Here is a 12,970-nt window from a genome sequence, read left to right on the forward strand (position 1 = left end):
GGGATCCACGCGTTCCCATCTCGAACACGACCGTTAAGCCYTCCAGCGTCGATGGTACTTGAACCGCAGGGTTCTGGGAGAGTAGAACGTTGCCAAGCAGTTTCCTAATATAGGGATCTTTTAGTGGAGCTAAAAGTCTCTCTGCATTAGGTATTTTTTTTGTCCGGGGCCATAGCTCAGCTGGGAGAGCGCCTGCCTTGCAAGCAGGAGGTCAGCGGTTCGATCCCGCTTGGCTCCACCATTATTCCCTGATAGCTCAGTTGGTAGAGCACTCGACTGTTAATCGAGTTGTCACAGGTTCGAGTCCTGTTCGGGGAGCCATTCTTTTAAGGCCCGTTGGTCAAGTGGTTAAGACACCTCCCTTTCACGGAGGTAACAGGGGTTCGAGTCCCCTACGGGTCACCATTAATTCCTTAATCCCATGGAGGCTTAGCTCAGCTGGGAGAGCATCTGCCTTACAAGCAGAGGGTCGGCGGTTCGATCCCGTCAGCCTCCACCATTTAATTTGGTAGAGATAAAGATTTCGGCGCTATAGCCAAGTGGTAAGGCAGAGCTCTGCAAAAGCTTTACCCCCAGTTCGAATCTGGGTAGCGCCTTTATATACAAGCCGGAGTGGCGGAATCGGCAGACGCACAGGACTTAAAATCCTGCGGTAGGTGACTACCGTACCAGTTCAAGTCTGGTCTTCGGCATTATTAACCACATAGATGCGCCCTTAGCTCAGCTGGATAGAGTATTTGACTACGAATCAAAAGGTCGGGAGTTCGAATCTCTCAGGGCGCGCCATTTTTGCTTAAACAACTACGCGGGCGTAGTTTAATGGTAGAACTTCAGCCTTCCAAGCTGATCGCGCGGGTTCGATTCCCGCCGCCCGCTTACAAAGAAAAAGACCACCTTCGGGTGGTCTTTTTCAATGCGCAGGCAGGGAAGAGAACCTGCGGACGTTCGAGCGTCCAAATATATCACTAGTTGCTTCCGAAGGAAGCTTTAAAAATCCGAATTTGGAGTATCCGCGCCGTCTTTTCATCAAGTTTGTTGAGCGCAATTGTTAAAGTAACTAAAGGGTATCACTTTTTGTGCAATTTATTGCGAGGCTCTATTTGTCAATTACAGTATTTACTACTCATTTCGTGATATATTAATAGTGAATATTCGTAAAGTGAAAACGACATTACAAGTTAATAGAGTATGTGCGGGGGGATGTTTAAAATGAAAGATAGCCAACAATCAAATAACACCTTTGAGCTTGTTTTAGTAAATGCTTTGAAGGTACCAGGAGTTAAAGTGAATCGTAAAGAATTTCTTGCTCATACACTAGCAGATTACGCTAACTCTGAACAGTTTGCTGTTGTGTTAGATAAAGGGCCGGTGGAGGCTGGGATTCCACTTAACATAATTAACAAGGTTGCCAAATCATTAATTGAGAAACGTACAATGCAAAGTACAGCTGTCTCATTTGCTGCAGGTCTCCCTGGTGGGCTTGCAATGGCAGCTACAATTCCAGCAGATACACTGCAATTTTTCGGTGTAGCTCTACGTATGGCACAAGAACTAGCGTACTTGTTCGGTTATAAAAATATGTGGGATCAAGACAAACTCGATAGCGAGCGGGTAAAAGGAGAACTTACGATATTCTTAGGTGTGATGTTTGGTGTAGGTGGTTCTGCTTCTGCATTGAAAATTTTATCTGCTAAACTTTCACAGCAGGTGTTAAAGAAACTTCCGCAGCAGGCGTTGACCAAAACAGTTTATTATCCAATCATTAAGAAAGTAGCTGCTGCAATTGGCATCAAGATTACCAAGAAGACTTTTGCACAAGGGATTTCGAAAGCGATTCCGGTAATCGGAGGAATTATCTCTGGTGGACTGACTTATGCTTCGATGAAGCCGATGGGAAATAGATTAAGAGAAACTTTATTCGATGCAATTGGAAACTATTCAAATGAGGACTTTGAGAAAGACTATCAGGACGTCAAAAATGAAGTTATAGATATCACTGCTGATGTCACTGAAGTGATCGAGGAGCCAGTCGAGGAAGCGACAATAACGAAGTCGGAAAAACCAGAATTCAGCGTGGCTGACGAACTACTTAAATTCAAACAACTGCTGGATATGGGTGTGCTGACTCAAGGTGAATTCGATGAGAAGAAATCGGAGTTGTTAAGTTTAAAGAGAAACTAGTTATTATTGTTTACGGATTGAGCAGTATGTAAGGTAACAAGATCTCTAGCGCCCGCTTACAAAGAAAAAGACCACCTTCGGGTGGTCTTTTTCTTTGTATATAGTACATTTCAATGTCATGCAGTCTTTTGATATACTAAAAGATAAGATTTTACGCGTGTAACGGAGGGTTACTATGCAAAAAGGTGAAAGAACTCGCAAGCATATTATCGCTCAGGCCGCGGAGCTGTTTAACCAGAAGGGATACGCAGGTTCATCCTTATCGGATATTACGGAGCTGACGGGTATTAAGAAGGGCGGGATTTATCGCCATTTTGCCAGTAAAGACGAGATTGCTCTGGAAGCCTATGACTATGCAGGCAGCGTAGTTAGTGGAAAAATGAACGAAGCCATTCGTGCCGAGGAAACCGCTTGTGGCAAGCTGATAGCCTATTTGCGGGTGTATGAAAATGTGGTGGAAACGCCGCCTTTTATCGGAGGCTGTCCGCTGCTTAACTTAGCTACGGAGAGCGATGATAGTCATCCTATTTTGCGAGAACGAGCTCAGCGGGGACTGAAGAGTACGCTGCAGGATATGAAAGAGATTATTTCTGAAGGCATTCAAAATGGTGAATTTAAAGCGGACCTCGATAGCGAGGCATTGGCGACTTTCACGCTTTCTGTTATGGAAGGCGGTATTATGATGAGCAAGCTTGAAGGGGACAACCGTCATATTCGTAGGAATATCGAGAGCCTCACCCAGTATCTAAAGGGAGTTTGCACCCGCTGAAGATCGGTTAGAACAGATAGAGATGGTAAGAAGATGAATGGGGATGAACGTATGGCGCGGCAGCGATATAGTAACGTAGATCCAAATGCGAAGACGAAAACATGGAAAGAAGTACGTCGCTGGCAGAAAGAGCGGAAGGGGAAAGTGAAAGACCTCTCCTACCGAATTGGGCAAGCGGAACACAAGCAGCAGGAATTGCTGAGAAATAATCAACATGAGGTCACGATCACTTGGATCGGTCATGCAACCTTTGTACTGCAAGTAGCTGGTATGACGATAGTAACTGATCCGGTCTGGGCCACTCGAATGGGCTTTACACCAAGGCTCGAGGCGCCAGGTTTAACTATAGAAGAGTTACCGCCTGTCGATGTTATATTACTGTCACACGCCCATTACGATCACTTGCATGTGGGGTCGTTGAAAAAGCTGCGAGGTGCGCCATACGTGCTGGTGCCCGAAGGGCTTGGCTCTAAGGTGCGGAAGCTAGGCTTCAGCACGGTCTATGAATTGCCATGGTGGGGGAGTCAGACCATCGGCCAGCTGGAGTTTCATTTCGTTCCTGCGCAGCATTGGACAAGACGTACGTTAACCGATACGAACACCTCGCTTTGGGGTGGATGGGTGATTGAGCGGGCTGGAGCGTCTAGGGCAGTGGAAGGATCGGAACAAGATACGATCTACTTCGCTGGCGATAGCGGGTATTTCGCAGGTTTCCGAGAGATCGGAGCGAGATTTCCGAGTATTCGCTACGCATTGATGCCGATCGGCGCCTATGAGCCGGAGTGGTTCATGGGGATGCAGCACGTTACTCCCGAGGAAGCGGTGCAGGCGTTTCTTGATGTCGGGGCGAGACAGTTCATTCCAATGCATTATGGGGCATTCCGACTTGCCGATGATACGGCCAAGGAGGCGTTGGATCGGTTGCTGGCGGATTGGCAGCGAAGAGGGCTTGACCCAAGCTTGCTGCGCCTTTTAAAGCACGGAGAAACATTGATAGCAGAGTGAACTGAGAGTCTATATAAATTTTCTAGGCGCCAAGTCCAAGTAATCTTTAATTGGAACGGCGCCTTTTTCGATTACCGTGGAATGGAACTTTGAGGTTGGGGGATTCCACCGGTGGGAGATCCTATTGATTAACTATATTAACGAATGACAAAAATCAAATAATGTCATTTGATTTTTGTCATTCGTGATTTTATAATAAAGGTAATAAGGTTCGGGGAAGGCGACGCTGTCTTCTCATCGAAAAGGGGGATTGTGCATGGAGCAGAAATTAACGGGTAAAGTAGCTTTGGTTACTGGTGCATCGAGAGGGATCGGTCAGAAGATTGCAGAAGAGCTGGCGCTGTACGGGGCTAAGGTTGTCGTGAATTACGCGAGCAGTCTAGGTAAAGCAGAAGAAGTTGTTAACGGCATTAAGCAACGAGGCGGGGAAGCAATCGCAATTCTTGCGGATATTAGCCAAGTGGCGGAAGTTAAGCTTTTGTTCCAGAAGACACTGGAGGCGTATGGGCAGGTTGATATTCTAGTCAATAATGCGGGGATTATGATTACGAAGCCGATTCTCGCCATAACAGAAGAGGATTTCGATAAACAGTTTAATATTAATGTAAAAGGGACGTTCTTTGCGATTCAGCAAGCAGCGCTGCATATGAAGGAAAATGGTCGGATTATCAATTTCTCTACTTCGGTTAATGGGCAAATGTTCCCTGGGTACAGCTCCTATGCGGGTACGAAGGGGGCTGTTGAACAGTTCACGCGCCAGCTCGCCAAAGAGTTAGGACCTAAGGGTATTACGATTAATGCCGTTGCACCAGGTCCAGTCAATACCGAATTGTTCACAGTGGGGAAATCCGAGGAACAAATCAAAGCGATCGCGAGCATGAATTCGTTCGGACGCTTGGGCGAAGCGGAAGATATTTCGCGAGTCGTACTGTTCCTAGCAAGTGAGGAATCGCAGTGGGTAACGGGACAAACATTACGTGTGAACGGCGGTTTTGTATAACATGACGAAGAATGAGTTGCCGTTATCGAAGGATGAGATTTTGGATGCTGCGGAGCAAGTACTGCGGCGGTATGGACCGGACAAAACGTCCGTTGTGGACATAGCCAAGATACTACAAGTGAGTCACGGGACATTGTATCGACATTTTGAGAGCAAAGTCGCGTTGAGGGAAGCAGTGACATCGCGTTGGTTGCACAATTGCATCGTTATGCCTCTGGAGGCTATTGCGAGCAAGACTGGTGGGCGTGCCGAAGAACGTTTGCGTTTGTGGGTCGAGACGTTAATTCAAACCAAGCGAAAATTCGCTGCTGAGGATACGGAAATGTTCGCCATGTATGCGACTGTTACGGTCATTGAAGTTGAAATGATTAATACGCATGTGTACCGATTGATTGAGCAGATTGCACAGATTCTTGAACGAGGGATGGCTAACAGGGAATTCAAGCAGGGTGATTCAGATTCGCTTGCCAGAGCCATATTCTTGGCTACTTCGCGCTTTCATCATCCATCGCATGCTGCGGAATGGGGAGTGGGGAGTATGACTGAAGACTTCGAAAGCGTTTGGAAGTTATTGCTAGGAGGGTTAACATGAACATGATCAAACCCAAACGATTAAAGTCCGGATCCAAGATAGCCATTATTTCACTTTCCAATGGATTGCCCTATTTATTTCCGGATATTTATGAGATGGGCTTGAAGAATCTGATGGAGACTTTTGCCCTGGAAGTTGTTGAAATGCCCTCGGCAAGGATGTCACCGGAAGAGTTGTATAAGAATCCGCAGCTGCGTGCTCAGGATCTTAACGATTGTTTTGAGAATGAAGAAATAGATGGGATCATCACTTCAATTGGTGGATATGAATCGGTAAGGATTTTACCTTTTTTAAATAAGGAAGTGATAATTAACAACCCTAAATTCATTATGGGATTTTCGGATGCGACGACATTCTTAACGTACCTAAATAATTTAGGGATGGTAACGTTCTATGGGCCTTCTGTTATGGCTGGATTCGCACAGTTAAGAAATCTACCTGAAGCTTATACCGAGCATCTCAAAGCAATATGGTTTGAAGAGCAGTTCCCTTATCGCTATGCGCCATATCAAGCATGGACGAACGGCTATAAAGATTGGAGTCAACTGGCAACCTTAGGTGAGTGTCAGCCGTTTGTAGAGAACGAGTATGGATGGGTGTTTATACAAGGAGAGGCGATTGAGCATGGGAATCTGTGGGGCGGTTGCATCGAAGTGCTAGAGTTTATGAAATCGACGATCTATTGGCCGAGGGATGATTTCTGGCAGGATAAGGTCTTATTCTTCGAAACATCGGAAGAGAAGCCCTCGCATATGCAAGTAGGCTATATGCTGCGGAATTATGGGATGCAGGGCATCTTTTCACGTATTAAAGGCGTCATATTTGGTAGAGCGAAGGATTATAGCGCAGCTGAGAATGTAGAGCTTAGAGAGATTTTAGTGAGCATTATTGCAAAAGAGTTTGGAGCGAATCATGTGCCGATCGTTGTTGATTTTGACTTTGGGCATACAGATCCGAAATTGATTTTGCCTCTCGGTGGGAGAGTGGAGTTAAATCCGAGGACGAATGAAGTTATTTTGTTGGAGAGTCCTTTTGAATGATTGAAAGGTAGGAGGATTTGCAGAAGTGAGTAAAGTTGAATGTGGCATATATACAATGTGCCTGGTCCAAGATGGGAATAAGGTGCTTCTGATAAATCGTCCCGCGTCCAAAGGATTTCCCGGATATCTTGGTCCAGGCGGTAAGGTGGATTTGGCGGAGAGTTTCACGGAGGGAACCGTCCGAGAAGTATGGGAAGAAACGGGACTCATCGTGAGGCCAGAAGACCTCATCTATAAAGGCGTCGATGAATATTTAGTTCCCGAGAAAAACTATCGATATATGGTGTTTAATTATCTGACTCGGACATTTACCGGGGAGTTGTTAACCGATCCACCTGAAGGGGAATTAGCTTGGGTAGATATTGACGATGCTTTACAGATGCCGATGCAAGATTGGTTTAAGCGGAGGTTTCCTTTATTTTTTAAATCGGGAACTTTTGAAATTTCGGTTGTGTGGGATGAGCATAATCAATGTATAATCGAGGAAAAGGTAAGAAGATTAGGTTGATAGCATAATCCTAAAAACAACATGAGAGGTAGCAGATTACTATGAGCGAAACGGTAAGTTTGAGTCTTGGAGGCTCCTATGTTGTGGCACCAGATAATCCTAGAAAGACTAAGAATCGTGGTCGGAAATGTATGATTCTTTCCTTTGAGCTTAACGAAGAGGAACTAGACATTAGGGTTATCTATCTGGATACGAGTAGGGAAGTATTGCTGAAGTTCAGTGATTTGAAGCCGATTACAGAGAGTAATTCAGTGTGATTGGAAGCATTCCCCATGGATTCGCCTATTGTAGTTGTAGAATACGATCCTAATTGGGTTCTGATTTTTGAACAGATAAGAGATGGCTGCCTATGAGAATACAGTGGTTTCTTTTTGTGGTCATCATGGTAATCATTCTAATATGTTTCGGGTGCGGAAAAGGCGAGGCTTCAGAGAAACCTAGGCTTACAGTAAAGCAATTAGAAGAGTTCTATCCAGGTGACATTTCGAACGTTGATCATATTGAGATAAGAAGCGGTTCGACAGGAGCGCTTAAGATCGTTAATGATAAACAACTGGTTCAAGAGTGGCTGGCCAAAGTTCGTCACATGAAGCTTACGCCGGACCCTAATCAAGAAGGTAGAGTAGGTTATTTATTCTATGTGGATTTGTTCGAAGGACAAGAAAAGAAGCTCCGTTTTCTCCCTAACGAGATTGCAGGGAACTATTATGTGTACTCGGAGGAATTGGCGAGGGAGATAAGCGAGCTTGTTCAATCCAAGTAGTTTGGATAAAAAAATGATCCCTACATACATAAGGATCATCAGAACTATATGAGTTATGCGTTGATATTTCCAGCCATTTTGAGTCTCGCTGCGATTTGTTGGAAGTCTTCGGGCGAAATGCCAGGAGCAAATTCCTCATCGACAGCCGGCGCTTCAGCAATGGGGTAGCCTTGAGGCGTACCCGGGATGACTTCCAAGGCAGAGCCATCTTCGGGATGTGTACCTTTCCAAATCTGGCCAATTGTTGTGAAATCGCTGTCGCTCCATGTGTAAAGCTTAGTATGAACACCTTTCTCTTCATACTTTCTGGTTTCATTAAACGACTTGTTGCTTAAGGAAGGAATGGGAACTAATTTGGTGACATTGACCCCAGTTGCAACTTCCAATGCTTTGGCGTAAGCCACAACATGAACGCCTCCGCGAACGAGGAGGTAACCAATTACAGCCCGTGCTGCAGGGTGGTCGGTCATTTCGTACACTTTCATTTTATGGGTGCGTGCACCGCATTCTAAGAAGAAATTATGCAGTAAATCCTCTACCAAGTTGCCACTGTTAAACACATTCGCGCCTGTCCATGGATTACCCATGGAATCAACCGGCATGGCCCCTTGTGCCCCTGCAAGAAAGTGATACGACAGACGAGCATCTTTGACGACTTCCAGCGGTGTCTGGTCGGGTTCCTTATAGCTCGTTGAGCCTCTTAAACATTTATTGATCGCGTGGGAAACCAACTCTACGTGGCCCAGCTCTTCGGCCGTAATACTCATAATCAAATCGTAAAAGGGCCTTAGTTTTTCTTTCGAACGAAAATTAAAGGATTGATACAGATAATTGTTCAAAGTGGACATTTCACCGAATTTGCCACCTAACAATTCCTGTACAGCTGCTGCGGCATTAGGGTCAGGTTTCTCAATGTCAGGAATCTCAATCGAAATTTCATCCATTCGTTTAAACATGGCTTCAACTCCCTCAGAATTTTCACTCCTGTACATTGTTTACCTTAAGCTCTATAACTAACCATGCCGCAAGATTAAAAATGTGAAATACGAGGCGTTTAGCTCCTAGGTGCTCACAGCGATGGAAACACCAATAACGCAAACCGCAGCACCGATCCAATCGTACGGATCCGGTGTTTTTTTGTCGATGAGTCAGCCCCATAATAAGGCTAGAACATTGAAGACTTCCAATGGCAACTTTCCGTCAGTACTCTACGTCTAATGAATATGGGAAAAATTATAAAATCGAACAAGGATTGGTGGGTGTGATGGTCAGATTATGTTGTTTTGGATTTCTTGTATCCGCCATGCTGCTGCTGAACGCGTGTGAAGACAATAACAAAGGTTCTGCCGTACCCGTATCACCACAAGCAACTTCTCCGGAAGCAACGTCGATCCTTACCACGGCGCCTGTCGCAACTGTTGAATCCTCGACTCGGATTAAGCTTCAAAGTCTCAATTTCGCTGAACACAACAGCGCTGGGGGCAGGATATTGAAAGAATGGAAAGCAGTAGATGTACCTCAGGCACCTTTCCAGGTTATGTATCAGTTAGAGGATGTCGGTGTGAACGCGACTTTTGCCAACTTGAGCGAAGAGGAACGAAAGCAATTAACGGATCGTATTCGTGTTGATGGGAATGTAGAATGGAAGGTCACGGAAAGCACGAATGCTACGAATCAGATAAATATTCAATTTCATCATGCGAGTACCTCGTTTGTTCTCTACGTAGGGGATTTGCCTGCCGTGACGTTTATACGGAAGGAGCCTGTGAGTTTGGCCTTCAGCCCGAGCGCAGATCGCGATGTCCCGCACCTGATACTGTGGGCTCAGGAATATGCACCTAGACTACTGATTCCGGAGAGAGAAAGCTCGGTGGAGTTAGTCTTCTCCGTAGAAATGCGTGGAGACTTACCGACGAGCATGGGAGGTGTGCCGGTAGCAGCTAAATGGGTAGATGCCAAACATCTCTTGGTCCAACTAGACAATATGAGGGCTGGTGAGAATGGAAAGCAGGAGCTGTATCTGCGAATGGATAACTTGAGGGACGTAAGCGGCAATCGCTTGGGTGTGGGCCGCGAGAGTCTCTTGGTGCAACATGTGCCGCCAACTACATGGCATTACGTCCAGTCAGGTGAGATCGCTGGGGGAGGTCCGAGGGATCCATTCTACGATCAATTGGTTGTATCTAACGATAAACAAAGCTATGTAGGAGTTGTTCGCCTTGGCGGGTCCATGGGAGATGGGGACGGAACCAGTTACGCTTTTATTTTGGAGCAAAAAGGGAAGGCACCTGTTGTCATCGAGAATGTGTTCTATTCCACGATAGAACCGGATAACCAGCCCATCCATTGGATGGATGACAAAACTCTCATCTATGCGTCCTACTATGGTGTCTATGCCTATGATATTGAAAAACGTGAGAAACGCACTCTTCATGAGGCGGATCCTCAAGAGGCTCATAATATCAATTACGCTTCGTATGATAGGGCGAGAGGATTGCTTCACCTTTTAACCTATGAGAACCGACATGAAACGAGTCAACTGGAACGACTCACGTTCTCGTCAGGAGATCCCATGCCCCAAAGAACGCAAGCGTACACAACAACCGTTCTCATAGCCAAATACACCGAATTGGATATGACGATTACCCCGACGCCGGATGGGACGTATTGGACACGAATACAAAATTCCATACCTTACACGGATTACGAGAGCAATTCAGGGGCAAAGTTTACCGCCAAAGGAATTGTTCGACTCGTCACGGAGCAAGGCGTCTACCTACAGCAGTTTGAAAAAGGGGAGTTTCAGCTGGAACCCTTAGGGTGGACATTATGGCAACCAGGCCAAACCGCCAAGAAGATCGCTTCGCTGTCAGTGGATAGTTATATCTTCGCTAGTGGAACGGATTTAGTGTCGAAGCAGGATGATAGGTATGTTATTTATGATCTTCCACGCAATAAATGGGTACCATGGCAGCCGGCAAATGGGGAGAAAACAGCCGAGCCTGTACGGGGTAAAGATGGATTGTACCGCTCGAGTGTGGAACCAATCGTGAAACAATAAACGAGGGGGGAATCGTCACTGTTTAATCGACTGTATCGTACACTGTTAGGCATCATCATCATGGGCGGATTCACTTTTTTTATGTATCTGATCGTTGAATCTATTATCTTCGAGAGAGAACGCGAAATCGCGGTGACGATCTCCCCGTTGAACGAGCATGACTATGGCGAGCACTGGCAAGAGATGGCAAGCAAGCTGGAAATAGAGGATGAACTAGCGAAACTTGAAGATTTTCATTTGTTTTATAACCAGCAGGGGGACGTTCAGAAGCTATCGTACGAAGTTGTTGGGCGGCGTAGTAAGGATGATTTTATTTATTATTATGTTGATTATGACCTTGCAGCTAGCAAAGCACTTGTCAAAAAGCAAAGGATTGAGGGGCCATGGATTCAATATAATCGTTCGATTGCAGTAAATTATTTTTTTGAACGATTGGATGAAATGGATTTGACGGTCATTAAACCTAACAATAACGACCCGATACGACAAATGAGGATCCAGGAGAATGGCGGTCGTATAAATTATGCTATGAAAGGCACGTTGAAATACCGTATAGACAAGGGCCAAATCCGAGAAATCTCGGATGCGCAGCTTCCCGTTGAAGGGTATTGGCTAACTGTATGTGGTATGTCGGTGGATGCTGCACCTGATTTCGTTGCATCATGTGAGGATCGGGTCGATTATGTATTGGATGCTCGTACGAGCGATACGAAGTAAAAGGAGGCTGCCGATCGGCAGCCTTTTTCATCGAAAGAAATAGATGAATTTTGAATGCATTCTTTTATTTCTTTACAACTTGGGCATAATATCCAGAAAAAGGTGCAATTATTTACTTTCATGGGAAGTGATTGTATCTAGCGAATTATCATATTTGACACTTTTGTGTAATAAAGCGTAGTTTACGCAACTATTGACGGTTAGATTTGGATTAACTTTAATAAAGTATGTTATCATTAGGTATCATACACAATTTTAAGTTAAAGGCAAGTTTATACTTGGAGGTAATTACCATTAATACCGATACTCTGAATGATGCAATGAAGATGTTGAAGCAAACGAGCCGAACTTTTTATATACCGATTAGCAACTTGGATTTCGGATTAAAAGAGGCTGTTACATCTGCCTATTTATGTATGCGGGCCATCGATGAAATCGAGGATCATGAGGAACTCGCTGACCCTTTGAAAATAGAGCTTTTGTCTGGGGTATATGAAGCTTTCCAGTCCTCAGATATTATCGGTTCGATACAAAACTTGCTTGCACCTCATAAAGCGGCTTTACCGGAAGTTTCGATGCGACTGGATGAATGGTTGATACTCTGTCCACCAACGGCAATGCCAATCATCAAGCAGTATATTGCTAAGATGTCATTGGAAATGTCCGAATGGGTTGAGAATGGCTGGAACATTCATACGGAAGAAGATTTGGATCGCTATACCTATAGCGTCGCTGGAATGGTTGGCGAGATGCTGTCCGAACTGTGGCTATGGCACGATGGGACGCAGTCTGATCGCGATAAGGCTATTGCTTTTGGAAGAGGACTTCAAGCGGTAAATATTCTCCGCAATAAATTGGAGGATGCGAATCGCGGCGTAAACTTCTTCCCGGATGGTTGGGGATTCAAAGAGATGCAGCAATACACGCGTCGCAATTTGCAACTGGCAGATAGTTATATCGCAGACTTGAAGCAGGGGCCAGCCTTGAAATTTTGCAAAGTGCCATTAGCACTAGCGCATGCTACGGTAAATCTACTAGCTGCTGGGGGGAACAAGTTGACGAGGGATGCAGTTCTCAAAATTGTGAGTAAAGTGACGTAGATCAGTGAGATACATAGAGGAGGAGAGGCCTGCAGCGGTGCTGTGGGCTTCTTTTTCGTTTTGGCAAGTTAAGGCACTTCTAGGTAACACAGGAAGACTTCTAAAAGAGGCTGGTCCACTGTCGATTCGTGTTAGATGTATAAACTACAGCTAATACGTTCGAATTTGACGTAATTTTAACGAAAAAAGAGGCTGTTTCATAAAGTCGAATTGACTTTTGAGACAGCCTCTTAT

13 protein-coding genes, 8 tRNA genes, 1 rRNA gene and 1 pseudogene are annotated in these 12,970 nt (G+C 45.3%); 21 read left to right on the top strand and 2 right to left on the bottom strand.

The window, feature by feature from the left end; all coding sequences use genetic code 11:
- The 18 genes from rrf to ASG89_RS03920 form a co-directional block, all read left to right on the top strand.
- Positions 1–98, top strand: a 5S ribosomal RNA gene (rrf, locus tag ASG89_RS03835); the annotation flags it as partial.
- 67 nt (positions 99–165) lie between these two features.
- A tRNA-Ala gene (locus ASG89_RS03840) sits at positions 166–241 on the top strand.
- A gap of 4 nt (positions 242–245) precedes the next feature.
- Positions 246–321, top strand: a tRNA-Asn gene (locus ASG89_RS03845).
- Positions 322–330: 9 nt separating this feature from the next.
- A tRNA-Glu gene (locus tag ASG89_RS03850) sits at positions 331–405 on the top strand.
- 18 nt (positions 406–423) lie between these two features.
- Positions 424–499 (top strand) — tRNA-Val (locus ASG89_RS03855).
- A 26-nt stretch (positions 500–525) separates the two neighbouring features.
- Positions 526–596: transfer RNA gene (locus tag ASG89_RS03860), tRNA-Cys, on the top strand.
- 10 nt (positions 597–606) lie between these two features.
- Positions 607–692 (top strand) — tRNA-Leu (locus tag ASG89_RS03865).
- A 17-nt stretch (positions 693–709) separates the two neighbouring features.
- Positions 710–786: transfer RNA gene (locus tag ASG89_RS03870), tRNA-Arg, on the top strand.
- 19 nt (positions 787–805) lie between these two features.
- A tRNA-Gly gene (locus ASG89_RS03875) sits at positions 806–876 on the top strand.
- 333 nt (positions 877–1,209) lie between these two features.
- Complete coding sequence (locus ASG89_RS37440; protein WP_157276509.1) at positions 1,210–2,181, top strand: SHOCT domain-containing protein; 972 nt, start codon at positions 1,210–1,212, stop codon at positions 2,179–2,181.
- 175 nt (positions 2,182–2,356) lie between these two features.
- Positions 2,357–2,950: a TetR/AcrR family transcriptional regulator gene (locus ASG89_RS03885; protein WP_057308993.1), complete on the top strand. Its 594-nt coding sequence runs from the start codon at positions 2,357–2,359 to the stop codon at positions 2,948–2,950.
- 33 nt (positions 2,951–2,983) lie between these two features.
- Positions 2,984–3,955 (top strand): MBL fold metallo-hydrolase, encoded by a 972-nt coding sequence (locus ASG89_RS03890; protein ID WP_414813241.1) that lies wholly within the window; start codon positions 2,984–2,986, stop codon positions 3,953–3,955.
- Between the two features lie 256 nt (positions 3,956–4,211).
- The gene (locus ASG89_RS03895) at positions 4,212–4,955 is read left to right on the top strand and encodes an SDR family oxidoreductase (RefSeq protein ID WP_057308994.1); all 744 of its coding nucleotides are present in this window, start codon (positions 4,212–4,214) and stop codon (positions 4,953–4,955) included.
- Position 4,956: 1 nt separating this feature from the next.
- Complete coding sequence (locus ASG89_RS03900) at positions 4,957–5,547, top strand: TetR family transcriptional regulator (protein WP_057308995.1); 591 nt, start codon at positions 4,957–4,959, stop codon at positions 5,545–5,547.
- Complete coding sequence (locus tag ASG89_RS03905) at positions 5,544–6,587, top strand: S66 peptidase family protein (protein ID WP_235549586.1); 1,044 nt, start codon at positions 5,544–5,546, stop codon at positions 6,585–6,587. Before ASG89_RS03900 ends, ASG89_RS03905 begins: the two co-directional genes overlap by 4 nt.
- A 55-nt stretch (positions 6,588–6,642) precedes the next feature.
- A complete protein-coding gene (locus ASG89_RS03910; protein ID WP_057309200.1) occupies positions 6,643–7,095 on the top strand; it encodes an 8-oxo-dGTP diphosphatase in 453 nt (150 codons plus the stop codon).
- A gap of 41 nt (positions 7,096–7,136) precedes the next feature.
- Positions 7,137–7,352 (top strand): hypothetical protein, encoded by a 216-nt coding sequence (locus ASG89_RS03915; RefSeq protein ID WP_057308996.1) that lies wholly within the window; start codon positions 7,137–7,139, stop codon positions 7,350–7,352.
- Positions 7,353–7,444: 92 nt separating this feature from the next.
- Complete coding sequence (locus tag ASG89_RS03920) at positions 7,445–7,858, top strand: hypothetical protein (protein WP_057308997.1); 414 nt, start codon at positions 7,445–7,447, stop codon at positions 7,856–7,858.
- Between the two features lie 53 nt (positions 7,859–7,911).
- On the opposite strand, the gene ASG89_RS03925 is transcribed toward ASG89_RS03920, so the two are convergent.
- Positions 7,912–8,814: a manganese catalase family protein gene (locus tag ASG89_RS03925; RefSeq protein WP_057308998.1), complete on the bottom strand. Its 903-nt coding sequence runs from the start codon at positions 8,812–8,814 to the stop codon at positions 7,912–7,914.
- Positions 8,815–8,919: 105 nt separating this feature from the next.
- Positions 8,920–9,039, bottom strand: a pseudogene (locus tag ASG89_RS38550) (hypothetical protein); the annotation flags it as partial.
- Between the two features lie 5 nt (positions 9,040–9,044).
- On the opposite strand from ASG89_RS38550, the gene ASG89_RS03930 reads away from it, so the two are divergent.
- The 3 genes from ASG89_RS03930 to ASG89_RS03940 all read left to right on the top strand — a co-directional run bounded on the left by ASG89_RS03930 (position 9,045) and on the right by ASG89_RS03940 (position 12,736).
- Positions 9,045–10,919, top strand: a complete 1,875-nt coding sequence (locus tag ASG89_RS03930) for a hypothetical protein (RefSeq protein WP_057308999.1) — start codon at positions 9,045–9,047, stop codon at positions 10,917–10,919.
- Positions 10,920–11,000: 81 nt separating this feature from the next.
- Positions 11,001–11,636 carry a hypothetical protein gene (locus tag ASG89_RS03935; protein WP_057309000.1) on the top strand — a complete coding sequence of 212 codons (636 nt, stop codon included), beginning with the start codon at positions 11,001–11,003 and terminating at the stop codon, positions 11,634–11,636.
- Between the two features lie 320 nt (positions 11,637–11,956).
- Entirely contained in the window at positions 11,957–12,736 is a 780-nt protein-coding gene (locus tag ASG89_RS03940; protein WP_057309201.1) for a squalene/phytoene synthase family protein, read from the top strand.
- Positions 12,737–12,970 lie beyond the last annotated feature (234 nt).

It is taken from the genome of Paenibacillus sp. Soil766, from assembly GCF_001428105.1.
In the GTDB taxonomy this organism is placed as follows: Bacteria; Bacillota; Bacilli; order Paenibacillales; family NBRC-103111; genus Paenibacillus_E.

Coding starts and splice junctions, on each gene's coding strand:
- ASG89_RS03940 (WP_057309201.1), top strand. CDS start 11,957: ATGAAGATGTTGAAGCAAACGAGCCGAACTTTTTATATACCGATTAGC.
- ASG89_RS03910 (WP_057309200.1), top strand. CDS start 6,643: ATGTGCCTGGTCCAAGATGGGAATAAGGTGCTTCTGATAAATCGTCCC.
- ASG89_RS03905 (WP_235549586.1), top strand. CDS start 5,544: ATGAACATGATCAAACCCAAACGATTAAAGTCCGGATCCAAGATAGCC.
- ASG89_RS03885 (WP_057308993.1), top strand. CDS start 2,357: ATGCAAAAAGGTGAAAGAACTCGCAAGCATATTATCGCTCAGGCCGCG.
- ASG89_RS03935 (WP_057309000.1), top strand. CDS start 11,001: ATGTATCTGATCGTTGAATCTATTATCTTCGAGAGAGAACGCGAAATC.
- ASG89_RS03925 (WP_057308998.1), bottom strand. CDS start 8,814: ATGTTTAAACGAATGGATGAAATTTCGATTGAGATTCCTGACATTGAG.
- ASG89_RS03890 (WP_414813241.1), top strand. CDS start 2,984: ATGAATGGGGATGAACGTATGGCGCGGCAGCGATATAGTAACGTAGAT.
- ASG89_RS03900 (WP_057308995.1), top strand. CDS start 4,957: ATGACGAAGAATGAGTTGCCGTTATCGAAGGATGAGATTTTGGATGCT.
- ASG89_RS03920 (WP_057308997.1), top strand. CDS start 7,445: ATGAGAATACAGTGGTTTCTTTTTGTGGTCATCATGGTAATCATTCTA.
- ASG89_RS03930 (WP_057308999.1), top strand. CDS start 9,045: ATGGCAACTTTCCGTCAGTACTCTACGTCTAATGAATATGGGAAAAAT.
- ASG89_RS03895 (WP_057308994.1), top strand. CDS start 4,212: ATGGAGCAGAAATTAACGGGTAAAGTAGCTTTGGTTACTGGTGCATCG.
- ASG89_RS03915 (WP_057308996.1), top strand. CDS start 7,137: ATGAGCGAAACGGTAAGTTTGAGTCTTGGAGGCTCCTATGTTGTGGCA.
- ASG89_RS37440 (WP_157276509.1), top strand. CDS start 1,210: ATGAAAGATAGCCAACAATCAAATAACACCTTTGAGCTTGTTTTAGTA.